19 protein-coding genes and 1 pseudogene are annotated in these 22,041 nt (G+C 66.3%); 11 read left to right on the top strand and 9 right to left on the bottom strand.

What is annotated here, in order from left to right:
• Positions 1-49 precede the first annotated feature (49 nt).
• Complete coding sequence (locus QF036_RS06230; RefSeq protein ID WP_307100163.1) at positions 50-781, top strand: GntR family transcriptional regulator; 732 nt, start codon at positions 50-52, stop codon at positions 779-781.
• A 48-nt stretch (positions 782-829) separates the two neighbouring features.
• Here the strand turns inward: QF036_RS06230 and QF036_RS06225 are convergent, their stop codons facing one another.
• Complete coding sequence (locus tag QF036_RS06225) at positions 830-1,375, bottom strand: YceI family protein (RefSeq protein ID WP_307100161.1); 546 nt, start codon at positions 1,373-1,375, stop codon at positions 830-832.
• A 361-nt stretch (positions 1,376-1,736) separates the two neighbouring features.
• On the opposite strand from QF036_RS06225, the gene QF036_RS06220 reads away from it, so the two are divergent.
• Complete coding sequence (locus tag QF036_RS06220) at positions 1,737-2,489, top strand: HNH endonuclease family protein (RefSeq protein ID WP_307100159.1); 753 nt, start codon at positions 1,737-1,739, stop codon at positions 2,487-2,489.
• A 57-nt stretch (positions 2,490-2,546) separates the two neighbouring features.
• Here the strand turns inward: QF036_RS06220 and QF036_RS06215 are convergent, their stop codons facing one another.
• On the bottom strand, positions 2,547-2,849 hold the full coding sequence (locus QF036_RS06215; RefSeq protein ID WP_307100157.1) for a hypothetical protein: 303 nt from the start codon (positions 2,847-2,849) through the stop codon (positions 2,547-2,549).
• A 130-nt stretch (positions 2,850-2,979) separates the two neighbouring features.
• Positions 2,980-4,191: a formaldehyde dehydrogenase, glutathione-independent gene (gene fdhA / locus QF036_RS06210; protein ID WP_307100155.1), complete on the bottom strand. Its 1,212-nt coding sequence runs from the start codon at positions 4,189-4,191 to the stop codon at positions 2,980-2,982.
• Positions 4,192-4,514: 323 nt separating this feature from the next.
• Here fdhA and QF036_RS06205 point away from each other — a divergent pair, with 323 nt between their 5' ends.
• Both QF036_RS06205 and QF036_RS06200 read left to right on the top strand, forming a co-directional pair.
• Positions 4,515-4,817: a DUF1540 domain-containing protein gene (locus tag QF036_RS06205; protein ID WP_307100153.1), complete on the top strand. Its 303-nt coding sequence runs from the start codon at positions 4,515-4,517 to the stop codon at positions 4,815-4,817.
• 132 nt (positions 4,818-4,949) lie between these two features.
• Positions 4,950-8,789, top strand: a complete 3,840-nt coding sequence (locus QF036_RS06200) for a TM0106 family RecB-like putative nuclease (protein WP_307100151.1) — start codon at positions 4,950-4,952, stop codon at positions 8,787-8,789.
• Between the two features lie 14 nt (positions 8,790-8,803).
• On the opposite strand, the gene QF036_RS06195 is transcribed toward QF036_RS06200, so the two are convergent.
• The 3 genes from QF036_RS06195 to QF036_RS06185 all read right to left on the bottom strand — a co-directional run bounded on the left by QF036_RS06195 (position 8,804) and on the right by QF036_RS06185 (position 11,003).
• Entirely contained in the window at positions 8,804-9,106 is a 303-nt protein-coding gene (locus QF036_RS06195) for an acylphosphatase (protein ID WP_307100149.1), read from the bottom strand.
• Positions 9,107-9,178: 72 nt separating this feature from the next.
• Positions 9,179-9,925, bottom strand: a complete 747-nt coding sequence (locus QF036_RS06190; RefSeq protein ID WP_307100147.1) for a hypothetical protein — start codon at positions 9,923-9,925, stop codon at positions 9,179-9,181.
• Between the two features lie 202 nt (positions 9,926-10,127).
• Positions 10,128-11,003: a pullulanase X25 domain-containing protein gene (locus tag QF036_RS06185; protein ID WP_307100145.1), complete on the bottom strand. Its 876-nt coding sequence runs from the start codon at positions 11,001-11,003 to the stop codon at positions 10,128-10,130.
• A 235-nt stretch (positions 11,004-11,238) separates the two neighbouring features.
• Here QF036_RS06185 and QF036_RS06180 point away from each other — a divergent pair, with 235 nt between their 5' ends.
• On the top strand, positions 11,239-11,538 hold the full coding sequence (locus tag QF036_RS06180) for a hypothetical protein (protein ID WP_307100143.1): 300 nt from the start codon (positions 11,239-11,241) through the stop codon (positions 11,536-11,538).
• Positions 11,539-11,615: 77 nt separating this feature from the next.
• Here QF036_RS06180 and QF036_RS06175 read toward each other — a convergent pair whose 3' ends face one another.
• Positions 11,616-11,900, bottom strand: a complete 285-nt coding sequence (locus QF036_RS06175) for a DUF2630 family protein (RefSeq protein ID WP_307100142.1) — start codon at positions 11,898-11,900, stop codon at positions 11,616-11,618.
• 306 nt (positions 11,901-12,206) lie between these two features.
• Between QF036_RS06175 and QF036_RS06170 the strand changes: the two genes are divergently transcribed.
• The 3 genes from QF036_RS06170 (at position 12,207) to QF036_RS06160 (ending at position 14,727) form a co-directional block, all read left to right on the top strand.
• Complete coding sequence (locus QF036_RS06170; protein WP_307100140.1) at positions 12,207-13,100, top strand: glucose 1-dehydrogenase; 894 nt, start codon at positions 12,207-12,209, stop codon at positions 13,098-13,100.
• 223 nt (positions 13,101-13,323) lie between these two features.
• On the top strand, positions 13,324-14,298 hold the full coding sequence (locus QF036_RS06165) for an aldo/keto reductase (RefSeq protein WP_307100138.1): 975 nt from the start codon (positions 13,324-13,326) through the stop codon (positions 14,296-14,298).
• A gap of 66 nt (positions 14,299-14,364) precedes the next feature.
• A complete protein-coding gene (locus tag QF036_RS06160) occupies positions 14,365-14,727 on the top strand; it encodes a DUF6457 domain-containing protein (protein ID WP_307100136.1) in 363 nt (120 codons plus the stop codon).
• A gap of 72 nt (positions 14,728-14,799) precedes the next feature.
• Here QF036_RS06160 and QF036_RS06155 read toward each other — a convergent pair whose 3' ends face one another.
• Complete coding sequence (locus QF036_RS06155) at positions 14,800-17,103, bottom strand: FdhF/YdeP family oxidoreductase (protein ID WP_307100134.1); 2,304 nt, start codon at positions 17,101-17,103, stop codon at positions 14,800-14,802.
• 203 nt (positions 17,104-17,306) lie between these two features.
• Between QF036_RS06155 and QF036_RS06150 the strand changes: the two genes are divergently transcribed.
• On the top strand, positions 17,307-17,510 hold the full coding sequence (locus QF036_RS06150) for a hypothetical protein (protein ID WP_307100132.1): 204 nt from the start codon (positions 17,307-17,309) through the stop codon (positions 17,508-17,510).
• 92 nt (positions 17,511-17,602) lie between these two features.
• The gene (locus tag QF036_RS06145; RefSeq protein ID WP_307100130.1) at positions 17,603-17,899 is read left to right on the top strand and encodes a hypothetical protein; all 297 of its coding nucleotides are present in this window, start codon (positions 17,603-17,605) and stop codon (positions 17,897-17,899) included.
• Positions 17,900-18,042: 143 nt separating this feature from the next.
• Here QF036_RS06145 and QF036_RS06140 read toward each other — a convergent pair.
• A pseudogene (locus tag QF036_RS06140) lies at positions 18,043-19,012 on the bottom strand (adenosine deaminase).
• 168 nt (positions 19,013-19,180) lie between these two features.
• Between QF036_RS06140 and QF036_RS06135 the strand changes: the two are divergent.
• The gene (locus QF036_RS06135; RefSeq protein ID WP_307100129.1) at positions 19,181-21,862 is read left to right on the top strand and encodes an excinuclease ABC subunit UvrA; all 2,682 of its coding nucleotides are present in this window, start codon (positions 19,181-19,183) and stop codon (positions 21,860-21,862) included.
• Positions 21,863-22,041: the final 179 nt, after the last annotated feature.

The following is a 22,041-nucleotide window of genomic DNA, read 5'->3' as shown; positions in this document are numbered from 1 at the left end:
CATACAAGCACTACCATTCTAGTTTGTCAACGATGGCTACACTGGATGCATGGCAACCGGCAAACCCGAAAAAGGGCAGTCCCCGCGGCTTTCCGTGCGGGACCAGACACTGGATACGCTCCGGCGTCGCATCATCTCCCTGCAGCTCCCTCCCGGCGAGCCGCTGTCCGAGAACGAGCTCGCCCAGGAGCTCGGTGTCAGCCGGACGCCCGTGCGCGAAAGCCTCATTCTGCTGCGCGAGGAAGGGCTGGTGCAGGTCTTCCCGCAGATCGGCTCGTTCGTCTCACTCGTTGATCTGGGACGGGTCGCTGAGGCCCAGTTTGTGCGCGAGGCCATCGAGTGTGCCTCTCTGAAGGATGCTGTCGTTGACGCCGCAGGGCTCGCCGGGCTGCGAGAGATTCTGGCTGCGCAGCGGGACGCGGAATCCGCCGGCGACGTCGAGGAGTTCTTCCGCCTCGACGAGGACTTCCACCGCGAACTGCTCCGTCTGGCGGGGCACGAGTCGGCCTGGACAGCGGTCAACTCGGCCAAGGCGCACCTGGACCGCGCCCGCCGGCTCAGCCTGATCGACACCCGGCCCGTGGCCACGCTGATTGAACAGCACACCGCCGTGGTGGACGCGCTCGAAGCCAACAACCGCCGCGAAGCGGACAGCTCCCTGCGGGTCCACCTCCGCGGCGTCTTCGAGGACGTCAAACGCATCCAGGCATCGTCGCCCGAGCTCTTCTCGGACGGCACAGCATCACGCCCAGTCCGCCGCAGCATCGCCCGGCTTTCCTAAGGCCCCTCGAGGGCCTCGGTGTCGACAAGCTCGACCCGCCGACCGGCCTTAGCTCTGCTTTACCAGGGCCGCTTCGAGGTTGATCTTCACCTTGTCGCTGACTAGAAGTCCGCCGGCTTCCAGGGCGGCGTTCCAGGTCAGGCCGAACTCCTTGCGGCTGATGTCTGCCTCGGCTGAGAAGCCTGCGCGCGTGGAGCCGAAGGGATCGACGGCCACGCCGGTGAATTCGACCTCCAGCTCAACCGGCTTGGTGATGCCCTTGATGGTGAGGTCGCCCGTCAGAGTGTAGTCCTCGCCGTCGCCGTCGATGTGGGTGCCATTGAAGGTCATCTCCGGGTACTTCGCGACGTCGAAGAAGTCCTCCCCCTTCACGTGCGCGTCACGGTTGGCATCGCCGGAATCGAAGCTTGCGGTGCTGACGGTGGCATGCAGCGAAGAATCGGCCAGGGAGTCCCGCACGTGGGCTTCGCCGGTTGCTTCCCGGAACCGCCCGCGGACCTTGCTGATCCCGGCGTGCCGTACGCTGAAGCCGATCTCACTGTGGGACATATCGAGTGTCCAAATGCCGGGAGTCAGGCCTGCGGGAAGAGTCATGACGCATCTCCTTTGAAGGAAAAACCTGCTGGTCAGTGCGATTTCAACACTGGTTTAGCCCGGCGGTGAAGTCAAGGACGAGCAGCTTCATCGGAGGGCATTCGACCGGCAAGCGAACCGACCTGGAAACCCCCACATTCCTAGCCAATTTTCAGGAAACTTCTCTAACCTTGGAGCAGGCCCACCGCGTATCCCCCATCCGGGGTGGTCCTGCCGCTAGGAGAAGCCCCGCAAAGCCGTCAGGCAGTGCGGGGCTCTCTGCGTTTCGGGTGCGTCTCCCGCGTGGCACCGCCAGGCCCGTCCCGCCGGCCAGTACGATCGATCGTTGAATCCACAACCAGCGCCACGGGAGTAAACCGCCTTGCAGAAAGCACCACCCCGCAGAAGGAACTGGTTTGCCGCCGGCGCCCTTGCCGCCGTCATCCTGGCCACCACCGCCTGCGGCGGCGTTATCAGCGCAACCCGGCAGCCGTCGTCGGACGCTGTCCCCGGCGGATCAGCCGGAAACGCACCCGGGTATGCCGTCAAGGCAGCCGACCTCCTCGCCACCCTGCCTGTCAAAGGCCGCGCCCCGAAAACCGGCTACGACCGGGAGGAGTTTGGGCCAGCCTGGTCGGACACGGACCACAACGGCTGCGACACCCGCAACGACATCCTGGCCCGGGATCTTACCAAGACCACCTTCAAGCCGGGAACGAAGAACTGCATCGTCCTGACCGGCACCCTCGCGGATCCGTACACCGCCACCACCATCGCCTTCACCCGCGGCAGCAAAACCAGCAGCGCGGTCCAGATCGACCACGTCGTTGCCCTCAGCGATGCGTGGCAAAAGGGCGCCCAGCGCCTCAGCAAGGCACAGCGGACCGCGTTCGCCAACGATCCCCTCAACCTGCTCGCCGCTTCCGGCCCCGCCAACCAGCAGAAGTCCGACGGCGACGCCGCCACCTGGCTGCCCGCCAGCCGCGCCTACCGCTGCCCGTACGTCGCGCGGCAGATTTCGGTCAAGGCGAAGTACAAGCTGTGGGTGACCCAGGCCGAACGCACCGCGATGGCCTCGGTCCTGGCCCAGTGCGGCGGCACTGTGGCTGGCGGCATGGCGGCTGGAACCAAGTAACTGGCACCAGGTAGCCGGACCCGCCGCCGCCCGAAGCCCGGCCAGACGGGCCGCTCCTCAGCCCTGTTCCGGCTCCACTTCCCCGGCGAACGGGTAGTCGTCCTCGTCGCTGCCAGGCGTGCCCGCGGACTGCTCAATGGCGTCAGCCTCGGCCGCTTCCTCGGCGGAGAGGTCCGGGGCCGCGGGCGAGCCGTTGGGCCGTAGCGGGGTCCGCTGCTCCAGCGCGTCCGCCTCGGGAACGTCCTCGGGCAGCGGCTGCTGTTGTTCCTCGTCCCCGGACTCCCCGCCCGCCGGCTGGCGCTGCTCAAACGCGTCGGCCTCCGGCACTTCGAGCGGTGTCTCGTCAGGCTGGCTGTTCATGGATCTCCTCCTGCGGCTCGTTTGGTCCTTCCATGAGTCTGGCCCTACTCCACGACGACGGCAATGGGGGCCGCGTGCTGCCCCACCTTTGGGTGGAAAACTGCATGCGGCCCCGCATCGCTGCCCTACGTCAGCTGAGGTATCCGTTCGGGTTCAGCACGTACTTCGTGGCGGCGCCGGCGTCGAATTCGGCGTACCCCTTCGGTGCGTCCTCCAGCAGGATCGGCTTGGCGTTGACGTTCTTGGCGATCTGCACGCGGTCGTTGAGGATGGCCATCATCAACTGCCGGTTGTACTTCATCACCGGACACTGACCCGTGGTGAAGCTCAGCGACTTCGCCCAGCCCGTCCCGAGGCTCAGGCTCAGAGCACCCTTCTTTGCGGCGTCGTCGATGCCGCCGGGATCACCCGTCACGTACAGCCCGGGAATGCCAAGCGCTCCACCGGCCGCAGTGATGTCCATCAGCGAATTCAGCACGGTGGCCGGCGCTTCCTTGGCGCCCTCGCCGTGGCCCTTCGCTTCGAACCCGACGGCATCTACGGCGCAGTCCACCTCGGGAACCCCCAGGATCTGCTCGATCTGCTCGGCCGGGCCGCCCTTGGTGAGGTCCACCGTCTCGCATCCGAAAGTGCGGGCCTGCGCCAGTCGGTCACTGTTCATGTCGCCAACAATTACGACGGCGGCACCCAGCAGGTGTGCGCTCGTCGCCGCTGCCAGTCCAACAGGACCCGCCCCCGCGACGTATACGGTGGAGCCCACCCCGGCCCCCGCCGTCACGGCGCCGTGGAAGCCCGTGGGGAAGATGTCCGAGAGCATGGCCAGGTCCAGGATCTTCTCCATGGCCTTGTCCTTGTCCGGGAACTTGAGCAGGTTCCAGTCTGCGTACGGCACCAGGACATAATTGGCTTGGCCGCCCACCCAGCCGCCCATGTCCACATAGCCGTAGGCGCTGCCCGGGCGGTCCGGGTTCACGTTGAGGCAGATGCCTGTTTTGCGTTCCTTGCAGTTCCGGCACCGGCCGCACGAAATATTGAACGGCACCGAGCAGATGTCCCCGACCTTGATAAATTCGACGCCGGGCCCCACCTCCACCACTTCACCGGTGATTTCGTGGCCCAGCACCAGGTCCGGCGGCGCCGTGGTCCGGCCGCGGACCATATGCTGGTCCGACCCGCAGATGTTGGTGGCCACAGTTTTGATGATTGCGCCGTGGGGAACCTGCCGCCCCACGTTGGCCGGATTTACGCCCGGCCCGTCCTTGAGTTCAAATGTGGGGTAGTCGATATCGATGACTTCCACCTTGCCGGGTCCCTTGTAGGCAACGGCTTTGTTCCCTTCCATCTCTTTCCTCCTGGCGTCACGGACCCTTCCCCGTGAAGGGTCGGCGGTGAATTCCTGAGTGATGTGATGCGCCCTCCAGGGCATTTCCGTTGAAAGGCCGGACGACGCCGTCGGGCCTAAAAGTGGAGGGTCCTGCCAGTCTAGAACGGTACCCGCAAAGGGTCCATGGGGCTCCGGCTAAGCCATGCCGGGCGACTACGGAGCAGATCGCGCAATTACGTCAATTACGCAACACTATTGGGTCTTTTTGATCCGGCCCATCGGGCCTACGTTGGGAACAGCGAGCCGCCCAGCCGGGGCGTCCGGAATCCTGGAGGAACCCAATGAGCACGCACGTAGCCGATTGCAGCGTCACCAACTGCTCCTTCAACGACCACTCTGAATGTAACGCCGAGGCCATCACGGTCGGCGGCACCACAGACCATGCCTCATGCGCCACGTTCATCGACACCGGCACACACGGCGGCCTGCCGAAGGTCCTCGCAGGCGTCGGCGCGTGCCAGCGGGCGGAATGCGTCCATAACGACCACCTCATGTGCAACGCATCGGAAGTCCACGTTGGTCCCGGCCCGGACAACGCCGACTGCCTCACCTACTCGCACAACGGCAAGCAGCCCGTCACCTAACCCGCGAAGGCATGTAGGGTCCCCATTGGCGCAGCTCCCAACCTGTGCGGCGTGATTGTCATAGCCTCTTGCTAGATTCAAATCAGCGCACCGGGAACCGTCCCGGAGCGAGGCTGCCAATGGGGAGGCCCCATGTTCCTGCTCGACCCAACCACGCCGGGAGCCCCGGCCGATCTGGTGTTCTCAGCCAGCGACCTCGTGGCCGCCAGCGAATGCGAGTACCGCACGCTCCGGATCCTGGACGAGAAGCTGGGCCGCTCCCCCAAAGCCTATTTCCCCGCCGACGAGATGCAGGCGCGGGCAGGCAAGCTCGGCGACGTCCACGAGAACAAAGTGCTTGCCGCCCTCATCGACCGCCACGGCACATGGGATGCCTCCCGCGGAACCGGGGTCTACTGCATAGAACGTGGAACTCCGGACCGGGCCGACCTGACGGAAAAGGCGCGCGAAACCGCCACTGTGCTCCGAGTCGGGGCCGACGTCGTCTTCCAGGCCACCTTCTTCGACGGCGAATTCCTTGGCTACGCGGACTTCCTCGTGTGTGAGGAGCCTGCCTTGCCTGGCGGCGACCGGGGTGCGCAGCGGTACGCGGTCTGGGACACCAAGCTGGCGCGCCATGCCAAGGTAGGGGCCCTGCTGCAACTCGCCGCCTACGGCGACCAGCTGATCGGCCTCGGACTGGAACCCGCCCCGCGCGTCACCCTGGTGCTGGGAAACATGGAGCGCAGCTCGCACTCACTGGACGATCTGCTGCCGGTGTACCGCGAGCGCCGGGCGCGCTTCCGCGAGCTCACCGCTGCGCACCGTCACGGCGAGGGCTCCGTGGCGTGGCAGCAGCCAGGTGTCAGTTACTGCGGCAGGTGCGACTACTGCGCCAAGCAGGTGGCCGGGCACCGGGACCTGTTGATGGTGGCCGGCATGACCTCCGTCCAGCGGAAGAAGCTCGTCGCGGATGGCATCACCACCATCGACGCCCTCGCCGAACTGCCGCTGCACCAAGCAACGGGTTCGCGGCGGCGCCTGCGTGACCAGGCCAGGATGCAGACCGGGCTTGAGGCAGCCGACGGCTCACGCACCTTCGTGAAGGAGGGACAGCCACACACCGTCACGTACAGGGTGCTGGCGGACAACGCGTTGGGCGGCATTCCTGCCCCGAGTGACGGCGACATCTTCTTCGACTTCGAGGGCGACCCGCTCTGGCAGGATCCCGCGGGCCAGTGGGGCCTGGAGTATCTGTTCGGCGTGATTGAGGCCCCGCGACCCACCGATCCGCCAGGCAAGGAACCGGTCTTCCGCCCGTTCTGGGCTCACTCGCGTGCGGGCGAACGGCAAGCGTTCCTGGACTTCCTCGCCTACGTGGAGGAACGGCGCGCGCAGTATCCGGACATGCACGTCTACCACTACGCGCCCTACGAAAAAACAGCCCTGCGCAACCTCTCCCTAAACCACGTTGCCGGCGAGGATGTGGTGGATTCATGGCTGCGGGACGGGCTCCTCGTAGACCTCTATGCCACGGTCCGGCATTCACTCCGGATTTCCGAAGCCTCGTACTCCATCAAGAAGCTCGAGCCCCTGTATATGGGGGACAACCTGCGCTCCGGGGACGTCAAGGACGCCGGGGCTTCGGTGGTCGCCTACGCCGCCTACTGCGAGGCGCGCGACGCCGGCCCCGAGACGCAGGCGGAGGCGGCCGCCATTCTGGCCTCCATTTCCGACTATAACCAGTACGACTGCCTTTCCACGCTGCGCCTGCGGGACTGGCTGCTGCAGCTGCGTGGCGGTGCGCCTGCCGCTCCTGGCGCGGCCGGCGTAGCCGACGCCGGCGCGGGGATGCCCGGGGTGGAGACGGCCGGTGCGAGGGCAGCTGCTGCCGGTCCGGGGACGGCGGCAGGCTCCCAAACGCCGCCGGAGGCAGTTCCGGACGCGGAACCTTCGCCGGAGGAAGCAAGCCTGCGCGCCTTCCTGAACGCCATTCCGGAGCACCGCGAGCTGGGGCCGGACGAGCAGGCCGTGGCCATGGTCGCGGCGGCCACCGGCTATCACCGGCGGGAGCGCAAGCAGTTCTGGTGGGAGCACTTCGACCGCCTCGAATCCGAGGTCGACAGGTGGCGGGACCAGCGCAACGTCTTCATCGTGGAAGCGGCCGAGGTGGTCTCGGACTGGGCGCCGCCCACCTCCCGGGCCCGGACAGAGTCCCGCACCTTGCGGCTCACCGGGATCATGAGCGAGGGCTCGGAATTCAAGCCCGGCTCCACCTGGTTCCGGATGTTCGAGGACCCCCTGCCCGACGGCCTGGGCGAGGTCGACGGCGGGCGGACACCGAGGCGTGCGGGGACCGGCCGGTCTGCAGGCGCGGGGACGGCGGCCGGGAGCACCGGCGCAAGCACGGACACGGTCACGGGTGCGACCGGCTCGTCGGCAGGCACGGCGACAGCACGCCATGAAGCCGCCATGCCGCCCTCCCGTGACGGCATCTTCGGCACGCTCGTGGCGGCCGTCGAGGACCTTCCTGATCAGCCCGGCCGGACCGTCATCACCATCACGGAGAAGTCCACGGGCAAGGTGCCGCCGTACTTCCAGCTGCCCATGGCGCTGACGGACGACCGTCCCATTCCCACCGTCAGCATCGAGGCGGCCCTGACAGAGCTCGCGCAGCTTGTCGGCTCCACGCTGCCAGAACTCCCCAAGCATCCCGGCGTGGACATCCTGCGGCGCACAGCACCCAGGTTGGCCGGCCTCCCGAATCTGCCTGCCGTCGGCAATGATGAAGCGGGCCACGCCGACTACGTCTCAGCCATCACCCAGGCGCTGCAGCACCTGGACCGGTCCTATCTCGCTGTGCAGGGACCTCCGGGGACCGGCAAGACGTTCGTCGGCTCCCACGTCATTGCCCGGCTCGTGGAGGCCGGCTGGAAGGTGGGCGTAGTCGCCCAGTCCCACGCCGTCGTCGAGAACATGCTCTGCACGGCCATTGCAAAGGCCGGTGTGGACTCTGCAGTCGTGGCCAAAAGGCTGGCCCAACCGCACGACGTCCCGTGGACCTGCGTCGCCGACGAGGACATCGCGAGGCTCTTGGGCGCCGACGGCGGTTGCCTGGTTGGCGGAACCGCCTGGACCATGACGGGCAAATGCGTGCCGGCAGGGTCACTGGATCTGCTGGTCATTGACGAGGCCGGCCAGTATTCACTGGCCAACACCCTAGCTGTGGCCCGGTCCGCGAAGCGGCTTCTGCTGCTCGGCGACCCGCAGCAGCTTCCGCAGGTCACCCAGGGCTCCCATCCGGAGCCAGTCGATGAATCGGCGCTGGGCTGGCTGTCGGCAGGGCACGCCACGTTGCCTGCCGAGCTGGGCTACTTCCTCGCCGATTCCTGGCGGATGCATCCCGACCTGTGCCGCAAGGTGTCGGTGCTCAGCTACGACGGCAGGCTGGAGTCCGCGCCGGCAGCATCCCTGCGCCATCTCGACGGGGTGCCGCCGGGCGTGGAAACCGTCCTGGTGCCGCATGCCGGCCACACCACGAGTTCGGCGGAAGAGGCAGCCGCGGTCGTCAGACTGGCACGCGAACATATCGGGCTCAAGTGGACGCCGGGCAAGGACGAGCCGATCCGTCGGCTGGAAGCCAAGGACATCCTGGTGGTGGCTGCATACAACGCCCAGGTGCAGACCATCCGGCATGCCCTGGACCAGGATGGCCTGCCGGGCGTGCGGGTGGGTACCGTGGACAAATTCCAAGGGCAGGAGGCTCCCGTGGTGCTCGTGTCCATGGCGTGCTCGGCCATTGCCGAGGCACCCCGCGGAGCCGAATTCCTGCTCAACCGTAACCGGATCAACGTGGCTGTGTCGCGGGGCCAGTGGCGGGCCGTGATCGTCCGCTCCCCCGAGCTCACGAACTACATGCCCTCGCGCCCCTTCGCATTTGAGGAGCTAGGGGCCTTCCTGGGGCTCAGCCCCGGTGAACTCAGCCGGGAGTGAATCAGCACGTGAACTCAGCCGACGACCTGAAAGCTCCTGAATCCGCCCTCGGCCGGGGAGACCTTCTCGTCCACATGGGCCACCCTGCCTGGCGCCTGGGATGAGCCCAGCCAACGCCTGAATTCGACGATGTCGGGCTGCGGGCCTTCCGCGACGACTGCGACCGAACCGTCGTCGTCGTTCCTGACCGAACCCGTCAGCCCCAGCTCGTCGGCCTTGCGTGCGGTCCAGTAGCGGAAGCCGACACCCTGGACCATTCCCGTGACGCGTGCGGTGAGGCGGACGCTGTCAGGGTCTGCTGCCTTCGACTCAGTCATGGAACCAATGTAGCGCCGGCGGCTGTGGTCTCGACAGGCTCGGCCGGCGGAAACGGGGTTGGGCCCGCGGACTTAGGCTGCGGGCCGGAGCGAGGTGATCATGGTGCGGATGTTCTTATATTCCGGGGTTTCCATGTACGCCTCCGGTGTGTCCACGTTCGGCGGATTTCCGGGAGTCGTGTCGAAGGGGTCGTAGACGCCACCGAACATTGCGCCACTTGGCGGCCAACTGAAGAAGTGGGCCATCGGGCACGCCGTGGGACCGGTTGGTTCGGGCGCCGAGGTGATGCCGTAGGCCAGCATTGTCATCTTCGCCGGGTCGGTTGCGGTGTCATCCTGCCGGGACTCGAACGTGAACCGCGGGGTGCCGCCGGCCTGCTTCAAGGCCGGGAGCTGTTCGGAGTCGTACATGCCGTACGGCTGCTTCTTCATGCATTCCGCGCCCACCACCATGTTGGTGCGCAGGGTGGCCATCGACTTTCCTGCAGGGTTCCGGATCTCCACAAATACGCCACCGCCCTGCGGCGTCTGTCCGGCGGGGTCCTTGACGACCCACTCGGACGGAAGGTCGAACGCCAACTTGCCGTCCGACGTCGTGAACGTCTTCCAGCCCTCAGGCAACGTTGCGGACGGCGTGGCGGTGGCCGACGCCGGGCTGTCAGTTGCCGTGGCAGTGCCACTTCCCGTTCCGGAGGCTGCAGCAGAGGAAGAGACTGAAGTCGTTGGTGCCGCAGATCTTCCTCCGCCGGGCGTGGCAGGCGCCCCGCAGCCGGCGAGTGCGACGACGGCGGCCAGAACGGCGGCCCCAGACAAAGTCACTGAATAGCGCAAAGCTCCTCCTTGAGTTGCGAATGTGCTCCCCATTTTGGGCTTCAGTCCATCGACTAGGAAAGGGATCCGTAACCACCGCATCCAAAGTGTTGCCATCAATAACGAACCGGGTCTGAAGTCCCAAGACGACCTTCTGAACGGCAAAGCCCCGCGGCAGCATGGTGCTGCAGCGGGGCTTCGGCCGATGGAGTCAGTTGACGGTGATGTCCCGTGTCCTGTGGTCGTAGCGGATGGTGAGCTGTCCGCCGGAGTGGTGCAGTTCGTGGTTGGCGCCATCGAACGCGCCGAATGCGCCGTAGTTCTCTTCCCAGGAACGGTTGAGGGCGATCTTGAAGGTGTAGTAGCCGGCCGGAATTTCAGCCGAGAGCTTCCACAGCTGGTCCAGCTCGTCCAGCTTCATCTGCGCTTCGTCGTACTGCGGTGCCCAGTTCTCCGGCGCTCCCAGCAGGGTGTTGAAGTCGCCGGCCACAGCTACGGCGGCGGGCTGGTCGATGGTTTCCGCGGAGTTTTCGACGGCGGGAGTGTGAGCTTCGCCGTTTGCCTCTGCCTTCTTCAGCACAGCCTTCGCTACGGGAGCGACTGCGTCCTCGATCAGCTTGGCTGCCTTGTCGACGACCTTCGCCGCCTTGGACGGAGCCTTCTCTGCCTTGGCTGCAGCGGCCTTCGCGGGCGCTTTCTTGGCTGCCGGCTTGGCAGGTGCGGCCACCGGAAGGGGCGTGTCGGCAGGGACCGGAGTACCGGCGTCGAGCGCTGCCGAGAAGCTGGCCGCATCCGGGAAAGCAACCGTAGCGCGCTGTCCGTCCTCGGTGATGGTCCAGCCGGAGCGTCCCTTGACCAGCCAGCCAGCCTTTACCAGCTTGGCCGTAGCCGTGGTCAGTGATTTGTGGCCACGGGGAATGCCGCCGCTGAGGAGTTCAGCTTCGTAGGCGTTCAGCGGAACCCGGACGAGGGCTTCAGCCAGCACGGCGCCGGCGTTCTGCGACTCACCGGACAACACCCCCTCTGCCAGAACGTCCAGCACGGCCTTAAGGCGGATGTTGGTGTTTTCGGCGGCAGTCTTGCGCATGGTTCCCCTTACAGAGCGATTGTTCCCCCAGTAGTTTGCCAAGTACTGGGCAAATCTGGCGACTTTGTTCGGTAAACATTGTGTGTCGTGACCGACTATGACGGGGATTACACCGGAACTGAGCCGGAAATCTCGGTTTTTGGAGATTTGCGGGGACTAGCTTACCCCTCGCATTTCCTGGCGGCGAAAATAGAAAGTAGGCTTACGATACAGAGTGAGGCACTAGTCGGAAGGGATGAATTTAGTGAGTGAACACAGCAGCAAGGCAGACGGCTTTATCGTTCCGGACCCTTCGAAGCTCCGCGACGACGTTCCCGGCGATGCGGGTGACGACGCCAACGCCATCCGCTTCAGCGAGGAGCAGGCGCTCATCGAGGAACAGTCACACGGCATCCGCCCGCAGCGCTACAGCGTCCCGCCCGGCGGGCCCACCATGGAGGAAGCCCGCGGCAACATGGACCTTTCCGACGACACCGGCGACACGGCTTCCTCAGACAGCAGCGACGACGGACTGCACAGCGGCCAGGAACAGTAAGTAGTGCGCTAGCCGCAGATCAGCAATACGGAAGGGCGACTGCCAGCGGCGGCCGCCCCTTCCGCCTTACCGGCGACTTACTGCACGTAGCCTTCCACCTCATTGACGGGCCGGGCATCCGCCTCGTTGGGATTTTCGCCGGCCTTCGCCTTCGCGCGCCGCTGGCGCAGCAAGTCCCAGCACTGGTCCAGCGACTCCTCCACCTGCCGCAGTCGGGCGCGGCGTTCACCCCGAGCATCCTCGTCCTCGTCGGAACCGTTCCCGCCGGAGCCGCTGGCCGGGCCCGACGCCGCCGGCTCACGGAGTTGGTGCTCTTCGTCAACCAGCGCCTGGATGCGCTGCAGAATGTCCTGGTTGTCCATCGCCTTCTCCTTGGTTACCGCGTATTGGTTACCGCATGCCGGATTCATTCATGAGGACCGCCGCCGGCGACCGCTCGCCGGGGCTGGGACTGCCAGCCTAGTGAGCTGATGCAGCCCGCGGAAGAGGCTGCCGCGCGCCCTTCGCAGCGGGATGCCTGCCCCCCGCAATCCGAATTGCGGCACCACTGGCGGCACCGCCGTCGTCTCGTTAGGGTAGACGGTAAGCATGCTTAGCATTGCTCCGATGCCAGCACGCCCCCGAGCACGATGAACCCGACCGCGTTCAACACCATCTGGAGGAGAACCATGACCGACCAGTACACGTTCAAGAATCCTGTCACCGCTTACGAGCACATCGAGCCGCCCAAGCAGCACCAGCCCGAGCCCGGCCTGGACGCCAAGCTTGAACCCAAGGCCGACCTGGGCGAGGACACCTACCGCGGCACCGGACGCCTCGACGGCCGGAAGGCGATCGTCACGGGCGCGGACTCAGGCATCGGCGCAGCGACGGCGATCGCTTTCGCCCGGGAAGGGGCCGACGTCGTACTTTCCTACCTCCCCGAGGAGGAGGAAGACGCCGCCAAGATCGCGAACCTGATCGAAAAGGCCGGCCGCAAGGCCGTGAAGGTGCCCGGAGACCTCAAGGACGCCGCAACCTGCCAGAAGCTGGTGGACACGGCGCTTCAGGAACTGGGCGGACTGGACCTCCTCGTGAACAACGCCGGAAAGCAGGTGGCACAGGAAGACATCGGCGACGTCACCGACGAGCAGTTCGACCACACCCAGAAGACCAACGTATACGCCATGTTCTGGCTCACCAGGGCCGCGGTGCCGCACCTTCCCGCCGGCTCCACGATCATCAACACCACGTCGATCCAGGCCTACAACCCATCTCCGACGCTCCTGGACTACGCCACGACGAAGGCGAGCATCAACAACTTCACGAAGGGACTGGCACAGCAGCTGGCGCCGAAGGGCATCCGCGTCAACGCCGTGGCTCCCGGGCCCATCTGGACGCCCCTGCAGGTCAGCAGCGGCCAGCCCAAGGAAGCGCTGCCCGAGTTCGGCAAGGACACTCCCTTGGGCCGTGCCGGACAGCCCGCCGAACTCGCCCCGGCCTACGTGTTCCTGGCATCGGCGGAATCAAGCTTCGTGGTCGGCGAGACCCTGAACGTCAACGGCGGCAGCCCCACACCGTAGCTATTGGCCGCTCCGCGCGTCAGGTTGCAGCGCATTTCTGCACCACTTCATGAAACGGCACCACCGCCAGCCACCGGGAAAACCGCGCCAGCATGCGGGAGACCCGGGGCTGGCGGCGTTTCGGCGCCGCAAAAGTGGAGCAAAAATGCCGCGAATCGACTTATAGTGGCGACTACACCGCACCTCCCTGAGCCACTCCCGCAACCTACCTGAGGAGAGCCCCATGGAATCCCGCACACTTGGTTCACTTTCCGTCTCCAGCCTGGGCCTCGGCTGCATGGGCATGAGCGAGTTCTATGGAACCGGCGATGACAGCGAGTCCATCGCCACCATCCACGCCTTCCTGGACGCCGGCGGAACCCTACTGGACACCGCAGACATGTACGGTCCGTTCACGAACGAGTTGCTGGTGGGCAGGGCCATCGCGGGCCGGCGCTCCAATGTGGTCTTGGCAACGAAGTTCGGCAACGAGCGGCGGGAAGACGGTTCCTGGGTGGGCATCAACGGCCGCCCCGACTACGTCCGTGCCGCCTGCGACGCAAGCCTGCAGCGACTCGGCGTGGACCACATCGACCTCTACTACCAGCACCGGGTGGATAAGACCGTCCCCATCGAGGACACCGTCGGGGCAATGGCGGAGCTCGTCGAGGCCGGCAAAGTCCGGCATCTGGGGCTGTCCGAAGCCAGCGCCGACACCATCCGCCGGGCGCACGCCGTCCATCCGATCACCGCGCTGCAGACCGAGTATTCACTCTGGGAACGGGAGCCGGAGACGAAGGTCTTCCCCGTGCTGGCGGAGTTGGGTATCGGTTTCGTCCCCTACAGCCCCCTGGGCCGGGGCTTCCTCACCGGCCAGCTGCGCAGCCCCGACGACTTTGCCCAAGATGATTTCCGGCGGCACTCTCCCCGTTTCCAGGGCGAAAACTTCACCCGAAACCTGCAGCTGGTGGACCGGGTCAAGGAACTCGCAGATGAGAAGCAGTGCAGTCCGACGCAGCTCGCTCTGGCCTGGCTGCTCGCGCAGGGCGATCACATCGTCCCTATTCCCGGCACCAAAAAGCGCGAACGCCTGGCCGAGAACGTGGGCGCGGCCGCCGTCGAACTTTCAGCCGGCGACCTTGCCCGCCTTGATGAACTTGCCCCGGCGGGCGCTGCGGCAGGGGCGCGCTACCCGCACATGTCCTCGATAGACACTTAGAACCCGGCGCATCCGCCGGGGAGCACCTACACCAACGAGCAAGAGACGAGCAGGAAAGGGAGTCCAATGACAGGCATTACCGAAGGCGACGGCGGCACCGCCTCCGCCGGAGCGGCCGGCATCGGCGACACGGACCAGGAACTCGAACAGTGGAGCCATCGGCTCATCCAGGCGCTGCAGATCCTCGATCTGAACGTGGACCACCAGCTGGTCGCTCGCCTGGCCGACGAGTCTTCCCGAGCGGTGAGCGGACAGGCCGTTCCTGTCACTGCGCTGCTGGTCGGCTATGCAGCCGGACTCCGGGCACACGGCAGCAGCGCGTCGCCGCAGGAGGCGGTGCAATCGGCGGCCGACGTCGCCCTGCGGCTGTGTGAGCACGGCACGGAAGGCGGCCCGGACAGCGAAGGCTGGTCAAGCACCGCCCAGTAGCCCCGGCACCACCCAGTAGCCCGCTCCGGGACAGTAGCCCAGCTCCGGGACGGGGTCAGGAGGCGGTGGGCGCTACGCAGGCTCCGCGCTGGGCTCCAACCGTACGAGCACGGCTTTGGACGCCGGCGTGTTGCTTCCCTCCGCGACGCTGTCCAGGGGCACCAGCACGTTGGCCTCCGGGTAATAGGTGGCCGCGCAGCCGCTGGCCGTGGGATACGAAACGACGCGCAGCTTCCTCATCACCCGCTCCACGTTGTCCTCATACACGCCGTGGACATCCACGAACTGGCCGTCACTGAGGCCCAGTTCGGCGATGTCCTCGGGACTCACGAACACCACGTCGCGGCCCTTTTTGATGCCGCGGTAGCGGTCGTTGTGCCCGTAGATGGTGGTGTTGAACTGGTCATGCGAACGGACGGACTGCAGTATCAGCGTGCCGGCCGGCCGATCGATGCTCTCCAAATGATTTACCGTCAGCATGGCCTTGCCGGTGGGCGTGGGGAAGGTCCGCGAATCGCGGGGGCCGTTGGGCAGGACGAAGCCGCCTTCCTGCCGGATCTTGTCGTTGTAGTTCTCGCAGCCAGCCACCACGTGGGAAATGTGCTCGCGGATGAGGTCATAGTTTTTCTCGAACCCTGCCCAGTCCGCGCTGGACTTCCCCGCCACCGTCTCCCGGGCGATCCGACAGACGATGGCCACCTCCGACAGCAGGTTCGGCGCAACAGGCTGTACCCGCCCCGCCGAGGGATGAACGGCGCAAACAGTGTCCTCGACGGAAACGAACTGCGGACCGGACTCCTGGAGGTCGATTTCCGTGCGCCCCATGGTGGGCAGGATGAGGGCTTCCCTGCCCGTCACCGTGTGCGAGCGGTTCAGCTTCGTGGAGATTTGGACGGTGAGGTCGGTGTTCTCCATTGCCGCTTCGGCGGCGTGCGTGTCCGAAATGGCAGCCACCAGGTTGCCGCCCAATGCCACGAAAACCTTGATCCCGCCGTCGCGCATTCTGCGGATGGTTTCCACGGCGTCAGCGCCGTGCTCGCGCGGCGGGTCGAAGCTGAACTCCTTGCCGAGCGCGTCGAGGAAGGCGGGCGGCATCTGCTCCCAGATGCCCATGGTCCGGTCCCCCTGCACGTTGCTGTGCCCGCGGATCGGCGACGCGCCGGCGCCCGGCTTGCCGATGTTTCCGCGCAGCAGGAGAAGGTTAATGATCTCCTTGATGGTGGCCACAGCCTTCTTGTGCTGGGTGATCCCCATGGCCCACGTGATGATGACCCGGTCGGCTTTCAGATACCGGGCCGCCAGCTCGTCAATTTCGTCGCTGCGGAGCCCGGTGGCCGCGAGGACTGTCTCATCATCCAGCCCGTCGAGGTGCGCCTTGAGTTCGTCCAGGCCCTCGCAGTGCTCCTCGAGGAATTGATGGTCCAGCACGGTCCCCGGGTTCTTCGCCTCGGCGTCGAGGACCCGCTTCGAAATGGCCTGCAGCAGCGCCATGTCGCCGCCCACGCGGATCTGCAGGAACTGGTCTGCAAGGTCGGTGCCGTGGCCGATGATGCCCTTGACCTTTTGCGGGTTCTTGTACCGCAGCAGCCCGGCTTCCGGCAGCGGATTGACGGCCACAATCTCCGCGCCCGCCTCCTTGGCCTCCTCGAGCGCCGTGAGCATGCGCGGGTGGTTGGTGCCCGGGTTCTGCCCCATGATGATGATGAGCTGCGCCTTGGCGAAGTCGCCGTAGGTGATGGTGGCTTTGCCGATGCCGATGGTCTGGCCCATAGCCCAGCCGGACGATTCGTGGCACATGTTGGAGCAGTCCGGCAGGTTGTTAGTGCCGAAGGCCCGGACGAACAGCTGGTAGATGAAGGCGGCCTCGTTCGACGTCCGGCCGCTCGTGTAGAAGGCGGCCTCGTCCGGGCTGGCCAATCCGTTGAGCTTTCGGCCCAGGATCCCGAACGCCTCGTCCCAGCTGACGGGACGGTAATGGTCCTCCCCTGCCGGCTTGTACACCGGCTCCGTCAGGCGGCCCTGCATCCCGAGCCAGTACTCAGTTCTCTGGCGCAGCTCACTGACCGGGTGCTCCGCCCAGAAGTCCGACTCAATCACCACCGGCGTGGCTTCCCAGGTGACGGCCTTGGCCCCGTTTTCGCAGAATTCAAAAGTCTTCCGGTGGTCCGGGTCCGGCCAGGCGCAGCTCATGCAGTCGAAACCGTGCTTCTGGTTCAGGGCCAGCAGCGTCTTCTCTGTCCTGCCCAGGCCCATATGCTTGATGGCTGGCTGCATCGAGTGCAGGACGCCCGGTATGCCGGCGGCCCACTCCTTCGGCTTGCCTACCTCGAGGTCCTTCTCGTCCGCCTCTTCAACGTCTGGGTTCTTGCGCGGCATGCTGCACACTCCTTGACTCGGCATCGTCCAGGTACTGCTGTCCGCGGCTCCATCGCCGCCGTTTTGCCTCCCTCACAGGACTAGCAGTTATGGAAGACGCCTGCAAGCATTTGGCCCGCTGCCGGGGTGGACGGTCCTGCCTGGGTCCTGCCTGCTGGCGCGTCGATGCGGACGGGGCGGACAATTGGAGCACCTGCAGACCGTTGTTCCACAACAGCCAGGGCACCTTCACCGTTGGTTCCTTCGGTTTCACCGCCGCTGCCGCTGGCCGCGCCGAGCTGATTTACTTCCTGGCGGTGGTCCTCACGGTTCTTGCCACCGTGGTACTGGACCGCCGGGCGTGGCGCAAGGCACCCCGCTCGGCCACCGCCGTCGGGCGTTTCCCGCTCGGCATGCGTCCCATGTGAACGACGGCGGGTGATTGGCGCTGGGTGATCGGCACAGAGCGAACGGCGCCGGCGCTCCCAGGAATCGGCAATCCATCCATCCAGGAGGAAAAATGTCCTCACCGCTAACGAGAGCCGCTGGTCCTATTGCCCTGGTGTCGGGCCTTGTCTTTGCCGCAGTGGACGTGGCGCGCCTGCTCGCTGCCGACCGGAGCCTGGACCGGATCGAGATGATGCGGCAGACGCCCTTCCAGGTCACGAACGCCCTGCACTGGGTGGTCTTCATCGGGCTCTCCAGCTACGTGCTTTTCGCTCTGGGCTGGATGGTCTTCGGCATCACCGGCTGGCGCTCAGGCATGTTCCCCGCGTGGATCGGCGTGGCATTCGTCGTCGCCGGTTTCCTCGGCTAAAGCGCCGGACTGCCGCCCTACGGGATCCCGGTCGGTCTTGTCATGGCGGCGCTGGGCTGGTGGATCACCCGGAATGGCGCGACGGCGGCGACTCCGAGCGGTTCCACGACCGGCGCCCCGGCGACGAGCGGCCCTCCCGTACCCTAGCCCGACAGCTCGGCCAGCAGCTCCTGCTTCCGCTCCTCGCTGGCAAAGGACGACCTGATCGAGTTCGCTGCCAGCCTGACCCGGTCGAATTCGGACAGGCCCAGAACCGACTCGAGCTGGGCAAAGTTGCTGTCCACGTAGCCGCCGAAGTACGCCGGGTCGTCCGAGTTCACGCTGACGTTGAGCCCGGCGGCCAGCATCGCCGGCAGCGGATGGGCGGCCAGCATGTCCACGGCGCGGAGCCGGACATTCGACAGCGGACAGACCGTCAGCGGCACGTGGTCGTCGACGAGACGCTCCACGAGTTCGGGATCCTCCATGCACCGGATCCCGTGGTCGATCCGCTCCACGCCCAGTACGTCCAGCGCCTCCACGATGTACGACGGCGGGCCCTCCTCCCCCGCGTGCGCAATCTTCCGGAGGCCTGCTTCGCCGGCCCGGGCAAACAGCCGAGTGAATTTCGACGGCGGGTTGCCCACCTCTGCGGAATCCAGGCCGATGCCGGCGATCGGCGCGTTCATCGCAAGAAGCCCCTCCAGGACCTCGAGCGCCGAGTCCTCTGAAAGATCGCGCAGGAAGGCGGCGATCAGCAGCGTGGAAATGCCGAACTCCTCCTCAGAGGTGGCGAGTACTGAGGCCACGCCGTTGACGCACGTCTCCAGTGAGACACCGCGCGAGAGGTGCGCCTGCGGATCCATCATGATTTCGGCATGCCGCACCCCGGCCGCCGCAGCCCGCGCCAGATAGGCCCTGGTCATGTCCGCGAAGTCCTGCTCCGTCCGCAGCACTGCCATGTTGGCGTAGTACAGGTCTAGGAAGGACTGCAGGTCGGTGAACTCGTAACGGCTCCGCAGCTCGTCCAGGTTCGCGTACGGCAGCTCGATCCCGTTCCGTTCAGCGAGCGCAAAGATCAGTTTCCGGCTCCAGCGTCCCCTCGATGTGAAGGTGGAGCTCCGCCAAAGGCATCGGCGACGGGGCCGCCACCAGCTCCTCTTGATCTGAAAGCGCAGTTTGATCTGAAGGCCCAGTCTGACCTGAAAGAGCAGCGGGATCGATCGGTTCGGCGGCGGCGTCGTAAGTGTTCACCCCGACAGAATAGTCCCCGGACCGGCCATGACCGCTAGAGTCGAACAGATGCGGACTGAAGAGTATGCTGCCCCCTTGGCCGATCTGGACTGGAGCCTGGAAACCGGCCCCGGAATCGCCCCCTCCATCGGTGCCCACCATTCCGCGGACGGCTTCGTCCGCGTGCGGGGCGCCCGCGAGAACAATCTTCGCAACGTGGACGTGGCCGTCCCGCGCGACGCCATCGTCGCGTTTACCGGCGTCTCGGGATCAGGCAAGTCCTCGCTGGCATTCGGCACGATCTACGCCGAAGCCCAGCGCCGATACTTCGAATCCGTGGCGCCGTACGCCCGTCGCCTCATCCAGCAGGGCCACAATCCCAAGGTGGAAATGATCACCGGGCTGCCTCCCGCCGTCGCGCTTCAACAGCGCCGCGGGACACCGAGCAGCCGTTCCACGGTGGGGACGGTGACCACGCTGTCCAACTCCCTCCGCATGCTGTTCTCGCGCGCCGGCAGCTACCCTGCCGGTGCCGGCACGCTGGACTCGGACGCCTTCTCGCCCAACACGGCCGCCGGGGCATGCCCCGAGTGCCACGGCCTTGGCGTTGCGCACACCGTGAGCGAAGCCTCCCTGGTCCCGGACCCCTCCCTGAGCATCCGGGACGGGGCCATCGCCGCCTGGCCGACGGCGTGGCAGGGCAAGAACCTGCGCGACATCCTCACCCACCTGGGCTACGACGTCGACACCCCCTGGCAAGAGCTGCCCAGGAAGGACCGCGACTGGATCCTTTTCACCGAAGAGCAGCCGGTCGTGGAAATCACCCCGCAGCGCGACCGCGTGGCCAAACCGTACAAGGGCAAGTTCTGGAGCGCCAAGAGCCACGTGCTGCACACGCTCGCGGATTCCAAGAGCAGCACGATGCGCGAACGGGTGCTCCGCTTCATGGAAACCGGCCCCTGCCGGCGGTGCAGCGGCAGCGGACTCACGCCGGAGGCCTTGGCCGTGACCTTCGCCGGAAGGACCATCGCCGAACTCAACGCAGTGCCGATGGCCGAACTGGCGGACATCATCCGCCCGACGACCGAGCTGAAGGACGCCAACACCGCCTCCCGCAAGCTGTCCTCGGGCGAAAGCAACGAGGTGGCCGTGGCCATCACGCGCGACCTCCTGCAGCGGATCACGGTCCTGCTGGATCTGGGGCTCGGCTACCTCGCCCTCGGCCGGTCGACGCCCACCCTCTCCCCTGGCGAAATGCAGCGCCTCCGGATCGCCACCCAGCTCCGCTCGGGTCTGTTCGGCGTCGTGTACGTGCTGGACGAGCCGTCGGCCGGGCTGCACCCCGCCGACGCCGAGCCCCTCCTGACGGTGCTCGAGCAGCTGAAGTCGTCGGGCAACTCCGTGTTCGTGGTGGAGCACAACATGGACATCGTGCGCCGGGCCGACTGGCTCGTGGACGTGGGGCCGAGGGCAGGAGAGTGCGGCGGTGAGGTACTTTACAGCGGCCCGGTGGCCGGTCTTGCCTGTGTGGAGGCCTCCGTCACGCGTCCGTTCCTCGTGCCGGACGGTGCCAGGGGCGCATCTGACACCGGCGCCCGCGACGCCGGCGGGTCTGCTAGCAGCGAGCCCGGCAGCAGCGAGCGAACCGGCCGCCGTCGGCAACCTGGTGCTTGGCTGGAACTGAACGACATCACGCGCCACAACCTCCGCGGCCTCGACGCGTCCTTCCCGCTGCAGGTGCTGACCGCCGTCACCGGAGTCTCCGGTTCGGGCAAGTCCACGCTGGTCAGCCACGTTCTGGCCGAGGTGGTTGGATCGGAACTGCACGGCGACGCGGGCGCAGAACTCGGGGGCATCGCGGGCGGCGGGACTGCGGGCGCCGGCGAGGACCAGCCCGTTGACGCCGTCGATCCCGGCACCCCGCTGAGTGTCGGAACGGTGACCGGCCTGCACCACGTGGACCGGCTGGTGACGGTGGACCAGAAACCGATCGGCCGCACGCCCCGGTCCAATCTGGCCACCTACACCGGACTGTTCGACGCCGTGCGCAAGGAGTTCGCAGCCACGGACGAAGCCCGGTCCCGCGGATACGGCGCCGGACGTTTCTCCTTCAACGTGGCCGGCGGGCGCTGCGAGACCTGCCAGGGTGAGGGATTCGTCGCCGTCGAACTGCTGTTCCTGCCCGGCAGCTACGGCCCCTGCCCGGAATGCGGCGGTTCCCGCTACAACCCGCAAACCCTTGAAGTCACCTACCGCGGCAAGAACGTGGCCGAGATCCTGGGCATGACCGTGGACGCCGCCGCCGAATTCCTGCAGGACGTTCCCTCAGCCGCCCGCAGCCTGCAGACGCTGCGGGAAGTCGGGCTGGGCTACCTGCGGCTCGGACAGCCGGCCACTGAACTCTCCGGCGGCGAGGCCCAGCGCATCAAACTCGCCACCGAACTGCAGCGGGCCCGCCGCGGCCACACCCTGTACCTGCTGGACGAGCCCACCACCGGGCTGCATCCGGCCGACGTCCGGCTCCTCATGGCCCAGCTGCACCGCCTCGTTGACGCGGGAAACACGGTGGTCGTGGTGGAGCACGAAATGGACGTGGTGGCAGAAGCGGACTGGGTGATCGACCTCGGGCCGGCCGGTGGGGATGCCGGCGGAAAGATCGTTGCCTCCGGAACGCCGGCCGCCGTCGCCGGTTCAGCCGACAGCCGGACGGCGCAGTACCTGGCTTCCGCGCTCGGCCGGAGTGCCCCTTAACTACTTGACGGTCAATAAAGATCTCGATTTGATAACGGCGCGTAACACCTTTAGGGTGGGACACATGCCCGCGCACGCGGGCCCATGAATGCCCGGTGCCGCCTCCACCAGTTACTGCCCGGCCGGCGGACACCGAAATGACCTCTAGTTCGTCAGGGGCGGGCAGTAGCGCGATAACG

Source organism: Arthrobacter globiformis (assembly GCF_030817195.1).
In the GTDB taxonomy this organism is placed as follows: Bacteria; Actinomycetota; Actinomycetes; order Actinomycetales; family Micrococcaceae; genus Arthrobacter; species Arthrobacter globiformis_D.
The sequence above is the reverse complement of the archived record's forward strand: the minus strand, read 5'-3'. Positions and strand labels throughout refer to the sequence as shown.

What these genes read in the sequence shown, in the direction of transcription:
- QF036_RS06205 (WP_307100153.1), top strand. Translation starts at nt 4,515, where the DNA reads ATGAGCACGCACGTAGCCGATTGCAGCGTCACCAACTGCTCCTTCAAC.
- QF036_RS06185 (WP_307100145.1), bottom strand. Translation starts at nt 11,003, where the DNA reads ATGCGCAAGACTGCCGCCGAAAACACCAACATCCGCCTTAAGGCCGTG.
- QF036_RS06200 (WP_307100151.1), top strand. Translation starts at nt 4,950, where the DNA reads ATGTTCCTGCTCGACCCAACCACGCCGGGAGCCCCGGCCGATCTGGTG.
- QF036_RS06155 (WP_307100134.1), bottom strand. Translation starts at nt 17,103, where the DNA reads ATGCCGCGCAAGAACCCAGACGTTGAAGAGGCGGACGAGAAGGACCTC.
- QF036_RS06145 (WP_307100130.1), top strand. Translation starts at nt 17,603, where the DNA reads ATGTCCTCACCGCTAACGAGAGCCGCTGGTCCTATTGCCCTGGTGTCG.
- fdhA (WP_307100155.1), bottom strand. Translation starts at nt 4,191, where the DNA reads ATGGAAGGGAACAAAGCCGTTGCCTACAAGGGACCCGGCAAGGTGGAA.
- QF036_RS06180 (WP_307100143.1), top strand. Translation starts at nt 11,239, where the DNA reads ATGAATTTAGTGAGTGAACACAGCAGCAAGGCAGACGGCTTTATCGTT.
- QF036_RS06225 (WP_307100161.1), bottom strand. Translation starts at nt 1,375, where the DNA reads ATGACTCTTCCCGCAGGCCTGACTCCCGGCATTTGGACACTCGATATG.
- QF036_RS06165 (WP_307100138.1), top strand. Translation starts at nt 13,324, where the DNA reads ATGGAATCCCGCACACTTGGTTCACTTTCCGTCTCCAGCCTGGGCCTC.
- QF036_RS06135 (WP_307100129.1), top strand. Translation starts at nt 19,181, where the DNA reads ATGCGGACTGAAGAGTATGCTGCCCCCTTGGCCGATCTGGACTGGAGC.
- QF036_RS06215 (WP_307100157.1), bottom strand. Translation starts at nt 2,849, where the DNA reads ATGAACAGCCAGCCTGACGAGACACCGCTCGAAGTGCCGGAGGCCGAC.
- QF036_RS06175 (WP_307100142.1), bottom strand. Translation starts at nt 11,900, where the DNA reads ATGGACAACCAGGACATTCTGCAGCGCATCCAGGCGCTGGTTGACGAA.
- QF036_RS06230 (WP_307100163.1), top strand. Translation starts at nt 50, where the DNA reads ATGGCAACCGGCAAACCCGAAAAAGGGCAGTCCCCGCGGCTTTCCGTG.
- QF036_RS06195 (WP_307100149.1), bottom strand. Translation starts at nt 9,106, where the DNA reads ATGACTGAGTCGAAGGCAGCAGACCCTGACAGCGTCCGCCTCACCGCA.
- QF036_RS06170 (WP_307100140.1), top strand. Translation starts at nt 12,207, where the DNA reads ATGACCGACCAGTACACGTTCAAGAATCCTGTCACCGCTTACGAGCAC.
- QF036_RS06160 (WP_307100136.1), top strand. Translation starts at nt 14,365, where the DNA reads ATGACAGGCATTACCGAAGGCGACGGCGGCACCGCCTCCGCCGGAGCG.